The organism is Chromobacterium fluminis (genome assembly GCF_011602385.1).
GTDB lineage: Bacteria > Pseudomonadota > Gammaproteobacteria > Burkholderiales > Chromobacteriaceae > Chromobacterium > Chromobacterium fluminis.
In genome coordinates this window covers 1-5,793 of the sequence record NZ_JAAOMA010000100.1, presented here as the reverse complement: position 1 = coordinate 5,793, position 5,793 = coordinate 1, and the positions used below count along the sequence as shown (strand labels likewise).

Sequence of the window (5,793 nt, the reverse complement as noted above, 5' to 3'; positions counted from 1 at the left end):
GGCGACGACGACGGGCGCGGAGACAGGCGCTGGAGGGGTGACGTTGGCGCAGGCGCTCAGCAGCGCGGGCAATAGGGCAAACAGCAAGCGGGACGGTTTCACGGTGCGCGGGAGGGGGCGGAATCAAACCTTGAAGGTTAGGCTATCTTGCTGTCATCGGCAATCGCGCTCAGAGGTTCTGGTAACGATTCACGATTTGCTTGTAGACGCCGCTTTTTTGTATCGCGCGCAGGCCTTGGTTGAATTCGTCCTTCAAAGGCGCGCTGCGGAAGGCCATCCGGTACACGGTAGGAGCGAACAACCGGTGGATGTCCACCGGCGCGGTTTTTTCCTTGAACTGGGTGGCGAGCTTGTGGTTCATCCAAGCGAAGATGTTGCGGTCGGCCACCACCACGTCAACGGAACCGCGGAACAACAGCCGGTTTTGATCCACCTGATTGGCGGTTTCCGCGTAATTGGGGTTGTTTTTGGCCATGTCCTTGAAGGCTTCGCCCAGGTATTGCCTGGCCAGAGAAAAGGCCAGCACCCGGTAAGCGCCCAGTTCCTTGGCCTGGTGCAATTGAATGCGGCGGCTGCTGAGGGTGATGGCCACATCCTCGTAACTGATGTAGACATCGGAATACTCGGCTTGCAGTCCGGCTTGTTCGCCGACGGTGGCCACCGCGTCGATATCCTTGTTCTTGAACGCCATCGGCAGGCGGGGCTGGGAAAAGAAGACCGGCTCAATCCTGTAGCCGCGTTCTTGCAGGGCCGCGCGCACGATCTCCAGCTCCAGCCCGCTTTTGCCGCCCTCCATCACATAGGGCTCCAGCGACTCGCCAAACGCCACCTTGACGAGCTTGTGTGCGTGAGCGTTGACACCGAGGGCCAGCAGCAAGCTGCCTAGTATCAGTAATCTCCCCATTGGCTTGCCTTCTTGACTTCCTCGCTTCTGGCGCGCGCAGTGGAAACCACGCTGTCCGGGCGATAGGGTTGCGCATCATGTATGGAATGCATTTTGCGCGTTCGTCGCCGGCGCTGACAAGCGGCCTCGCGGCTCAGTCCGTCAGATAAGGCATGGGGTCGACCGCGGAGGAACGGACGCGCAGTTCAAAGTGGAGCTTGACCCGAGTGGTGCCGGAACTGCCCATGGTGGCGATGGTGTCGCCGGCTTTGACCGCCTGCCCTTCTTTGACCAGCAATGACTGATTGTGAGCATAGACGGTGAGGTGGGCATTGTCATGCTGGATGATCAACAGATTGCCGTAGCTGCGGATGCCCTTGCCGGCGTAGGTGACCTTGCCGTTGGCCGCCGCGCGGACGGGCGCGCCAGCTTCGCCGGTGATGTCTATGCCCTTGCTGCCCTGGCCGTTGAATTTGGCGATGATCGTACCCTTGGCCGGCCAGACCAGTTTGATGTTGGCCACCGGGCGAGCCGCGGGCTTGCTGGGTTCCGAAGCGGAAGGCTTGGCCGCGGGCCGGCTGGGCTGTGGGCGCTTGGCGGGGGATTGAGCGGCGCCGGTGGGCGGGGATACGCGCAGCAACTGACCTGCGTTGATGCTGCCGGGGTCTTTCAGTCCGTTCCAGCGCACCAGGTTCGCCACGCTGACCCGGTGGTTCTGGGCAATGCGGAACAAGGTGTCTCCTGGCTTGACGCGGTAAAAGCCGGCGGACTCCACCGCGGCGGGTTGCGAAGTACTGGCGCAGGCGGCAAGCAGCAGGGATAGGGAAACGGTGATAAGACGGGCGGACAAGGACATGGCGCAGATTCTAGCATTGCCGCCGGCGGCTGCGCGGTTTCTGTGAGCAAACGCCGGCGGCTGGACTAAAAATCATGTTAAGGACTGTGATGGGCATTGGGCGGAGGCAACGGGATGAAACTGGGATGGGTGATGGGCGGCTTGTGGAGCATGGCGACGCTGGCGGCGGAGCCGTCGACGCTTTCCATCTACAGCGTGGAGTATCCGCCGCTGGTGTTGAAGGGCGAGAGCGGAAAATTGAGCGGCATCGCCGTGGAGGCGGTGGCCCAGGCGCTGCAATTGGCCGGCTTGGGCGTGCGCATGCCGGAGATTCCCTGGAAGCGTGCTCAAATGCAGGTGCAGCAAGACGCGGACAGCTGCTTGATGCCTTTTACGCGCTCCCCGGAGAGAGAGAAGATGTATCGCTGGGTGGGTTTGGTGATGGAAAGCAATCAATCCCTGTTCATCAATAGCCATCATCCGGTGGTCTTGAATTCGCTGGACGACGCCAAGGGAAAGCGCATCGTGGTGTTATTGGGTTCGTCGATGGCGGATTATTTGAAAAAGAACAATATCGCCTATTCAGTCAGACCCACGCCTGAGGAGGCCGAGCGCGAATTGGCCGCGGGCGTGGCGGACGTCTGGGCGGTGCATGACGTGGTGGCCAACTACACCATTAAACAAGTGGGCACGCCGGCCGACCATATCCGAGAGGCTTTGCAGGTGCAACCCACCAGCATCTACATGGCCTGCAGCCTGAAAATGTCGGATGCGACCGCGTTGAAGCTGAACAGGGCGTTTCAACAACTGCGCGAAAGCGGGAAGCTGGAGAAAATCGTCGCCAAATATATGAAGTGACGATTGTCGGCGCATGGTATTTTATGGTGACAGTGTCTACTCGTATTAATTTTTCAAGGGTACAGTATCTTGGAAAAACAAGTTGAACTGTCACTGATGGCTGCGAAATGACTGGGCTAGAATGGTGCCAGTTTTTGGGTCGCCACGGATCTGGCGGCGCAATGGTGATTCTTTTGTCATTCCTGGACAAGGACAGTCATGAACCGAACCTACTTAGCCCATCTTGAAGCCACGCTGGCGCAGATTCGCGCCGACGGTTTTGAAAAGCCCGAACGCGTGATCGCCACGCCCCAGCGCGCCGACATCGCCTTGAGCAACGGCAGCAATGTGCTGAATTTCTGCGCCAACAATTACCTGGGCCTGGCCGACGACCCGCGTTTGATCGAGGCGGCGAAGAAGGGCATGGACGACTTCGGCTACGGCTGCGCCTCGGTTCGTTTCATCTGCGGCACCCAGCAAGTGCACAAGGATTTGGAACAGGCGATTTCCGGCTTTTTGGGCGCCGACGACACTATTTTGTACTCCAGCTGCTTCGACGCCAACGGCGGCGTGTTCGAAACCTTGCTGGGCGAAGAGGATGCGGTGATTTCCGACGAGCTGAATCACGCTTCCATCATCGACGGCGTGCGCCTGTCCAAGGCCAAGCGCTTCCGTTATAAGAACAACGACATGGCCGATCTGGAGACGCAGCTGATCGCCGCGGAACAGGCCGGAGCGCGATTCAAGCTGATCGTCACCGATGGCGTGTTCTCCATGGACGGCATCATCGCCGATCTGAAAACCCTGTGCGAAGTGGCCGAACGTCACGGCGCGCTGGTGATGGTGGATGATTCCCACGCTGTCGGCTTCATCGGCGATAGCGGCGCGGGCACGCCGGAATTGTGCGGGGTCGCCGATCGCGTCGACATCTACACCGGCACCCTGGGCAAGGCCCTGGGCGGTGCGTCCGGCGGCTATGTGTCCGGCCGCAAAGCCATCATCGATCTGCTGCGTCAGCGCTCGCGTCCGTACCTGTTCTCCAACACTCTGGCCCCGGCCATCGCCGCCGCCAGCCTGGAAGTGCTGAACATCCTCAAGGGCGGCGAGGGCGCGGAACTGCGCGCCAAAGTGCGCCGCAACGCCGAACTATTCCGTCAGGAAATGAGCGCAGCCGGTTTCACTCTGGTGCCGGGCCAGCACCCCATCGTTCCTGTGATGCTGGGCGATGCTAAGCTGGCGGGCGAGATGGCGGCCAAGCTGCTGGAGGAGGGCGTGTACGTGATCGGTTTCTCCTTCCCGGTGGTGCCCAAGGGCAAGGCGCGCATCCGCACCCAGATGTCGGCGCGCCACAGCGAAGAACAGGTTCGCCTGGCGGTGGCGGCTTTCATCAAGGTGGGCCGCGAGCTCGGCGTGATCTGAGGCGTAGCGCCGCGCGCCCGTGGAGGGCGCGGCGGCGGATAGGAACAGCAATGAAAGCATTATCCAAACTGAAGGCCGAGCGCGGCCTGTGGATGACCGATGTGGCCAAGCCGGAAATCGGCCATAACGATCTGTTGATCCGGATTCGTAAGACCGCGATCTGCGGAACGGACATTCATATCTGGAACTGGGACGACTGGGCACAGAAGACCATCCCGGTGCCCATGCACGTTGGCCATGAATACGTCGGCGTGGTAGAAGCGATCGGCTCGGAAGTGCAGGGCTTCAGCGTCGGCCAGCGCGTGTCGGGTGAAGGGCACATCACCTGTGGCCACTGCCGCAACTGCCGTGCCGGCCGCCGTCACCTGTGCCGCAACACCTTCGGCGTGGGGGTCAATCGCGAGGGCGCGTTCGCCGAGTATCTGGTGATTCCGGCCTTCAACGCCTTCCCGATTCCGGACGACATTTCCGACGATCTGGCGTCCATTTTCGACCCCTTCGGCAATGCGGTGCACACCGCGCTCAGCTTCAATCTAGTGGGCGAGGATGTGCTGATCACCGGCGCGGGTCCGATCGGCATCATGGCGGTGGCTATCGCGCGCCATGTCGGCGCGCGCCACGTGGTGATCACCGACGTCAACGAATACCGCTTGGAACTGGCGCGCAAAATGGGCGCGACCCGCGCGGTGAACGTGGCCAAGCAGGACCTCAAGCAAGTGATGGCCGAATTGCACATGAGCGAGGGCTTCGACGTCGGCTTGGAAATGTCCGGCAATCCGCAGGCCTTCCGTCAGATGCTGGACACCATGAACCACGGCGGCAAAGTGGCCTTGCTGGGGATTCCCCCGGCCGACACCGCCATCGACTGGAACCACGTCATCTTCAAGGGCCTGGAAATCAAGGGCATCTACGGCCGCGAAATGTTCGAGACCTGGTACAAGATGGTGGCCTTGATCCAGTCTGGTCTGGACATCACCCCCATCATCACCCACCACTTCCCGGTGGCGGAGTTCCAGCAGGGCTTTGACGCCATGTTGTCCGGCCAGAGCGGCAAGGTGATTCTGGACTGGAGTTGACGGCCGGGAAGGACTGGACGCATCAACCCTCTTCGCCGGCGAAGAGGGTTTTTCACATGGGGGCGCGGCTTGAGCCTGCTTTGAGATTGTTTGAGTCTTGGGGGCCGGCCGGCGAGAATGCGCTGACAAAAGGGATGGGGCGGAGGGCCGCTGGCCGGTCTTCGCGGCTTGGTCCGCCCGCGCGCGGCGGTGCGTTCCGTTCCGATTGTTTGAGTGAGTTCAGAGTTTGCCCTCTCCACATAGCGGAGAGGGCTTTTTTTATTTCGTTTTATTGCCCGGCGGGCGCGAGCAAGGGCGCATAACCCAGGCCGCGCAACTTCTCCATGGTTTCGTCGGCTTCGGCGCGGCTCTTGAACGGGCCGACCTGCACGCGGGTGACAGTGTGGGCCGGGATGCCGTGCTGTTTCAGCTCCTTCACCAGCTTTTCGGCGTTGCCGATGCTGGAGAACAGGCCCAGCTGGACTTGATAGCCGATGGAGCTGCCGGCTGGTTTTGCCTTGACCGGGGCTTCCTTGACCGGCGCGACGGGCTTGTCTGCCGCGATGGCGGCGGCGGGCGGGGCGGATTTGATGGCTTCGGCCGGCGCGGCTTTGGCGGCTACCGTCTGCGGCGGAGCTGCAGCGGCGCTTGGCGCGGGAGGCGCTTTCGCCGCCGCGCGCTCATGCGCCGGCGCTGGGGCCGCTGCGTGGACGGGCGGGCGGCTGTTGGCCACGGTCGGGGTCTTGTCCAGATCGGGGCTGGCC

Annotated in this window: 6 protein-coding genes; 3 read left to right on the top strand and 3 right to left on the bottom strand. The window is 61.7% G+C overall.

Going from position 1 to position 5,793, the window contains the following annotated elements; genetic code table 11:
• Positions 1-169: 169 nt before the first annotated feature.
• Together HA052_RS26905 and HA052_RS26900 are read right to left on the bottom strand one after the other, a co-directional pair.
• Positions 170-904, bottom strand: a complete 735-nt coding sequence (locus HA052_RS26905; protein WP_081547370.1) for a substrate-binding periplasmic protein — start codon at positions 902-904, stop codon at positions 170-172.
• 133 nt (positions 905-1,037) lie between these two features.
• The gene (locus HA052_RS26900; protein WP_166454410.1) at positions 1,038-1,739 is read right to left on the bottom strand and encodes a peptidoglycan DD-metalloendopeptidase family protein; all 702 of its coding nucleotides are present in this window, start codon (positions 1,737-1,739) and stop codon (positions 1,038-1,040) included.
• A gap of 114 nt (positions 1,740-1,853) precedes the next feature.
• Between HA052_RS26900 and HA052_RS26895 the strand changes: the two genes are divergently transcribed.
• From HA052_RS26895 to tdh, 3 genes are all read left to right on the top strand, one after another.
• Positions 1,854-2,576 carry a substrate-binding periplasmic protein gene (locus tag HA052_RS26895; RefSeq protein WP_166454409.1) on the top strand — a complete coding sequence of 241 codons (723 nt, stop codon included), beginning with the start codon at positions 1,854-1,856 and terminating at the stop codon, positions 2,574-2,576.
• Between the two features lie 198 nt (positions 2,577-2,774).
• Entirely contained in the window at positions 2,775-3,974 is a 1,200-nt protein-coding gene (locus tag HA052_RS26890; protein WP_166454408.1) for a glycine C-acetyltransferase, read from the top strand.
• A 50-nt stretch (positions 3,975-4,024) separates the two neighbouring features.
• A complete protein-coding gene (tdh, locus tag HA052_RS26885) occupies positions 4,025-5,050 on the top strand; it encodes an L-threonine 3-dehydrogenase (RefSeq protein ID WP_166454407.1) in 1,026 nt (341 codons plus the stop codon).
• A gap of 268 nt (positions 5,051-5,318) precedes the next feature.
• Here tdh and HA052_RS27490 read toward each other — a convergent pair.
• A partial coding sequence (locus tag HA052_RS27490) for an SPOR domain-containing protein (protein WP_206119076.1) occupies positions 5,319-5,793 on the bottom strand: 475 nt, incomplete at its 5' end.

What these genes read in the sequence shown, in the direction of transcription:
- HA052_RS26895 (WP_166454409.1), top strand. Translation starts at nt 1,854, where the DNA reads ATGAAACTGGGATGGGTGATGGGCGGCTTGTGGAGCATGGCGACGCTG.
- HA052_RS26905 (WP_081547370.1), bottom strand. Translation starts at nt 904, where the DNA reads ATGGGGAGATTACTGATACTAGGCAGCTTGCTGCTGGCCCTCGGTGTC.
- HA052_RS26900 (WP_166454410.1), bottom strand. Translation starts at nt 1,739, where the DNA reads ATGTCCTTGTCCGCCCGTCTTATCACCGTTTCCCTATCCCTGCTGCTT.
- HA052_RS26890 (WP_166454408.1), top strand. Translation starts at nt 2,775, where the DNA reads ATGAACCGAACCTACTTAGCCCATCTTGAAGCCACGCTGGCGCAGATT.
- tdh (WP_166454407.1), top strand. Translation starts at nt 4,025, where the DNA reads ATGAAAGCATTATCCAAACTGAAGGCCGAGCGCGGCCTGTGGATGACC.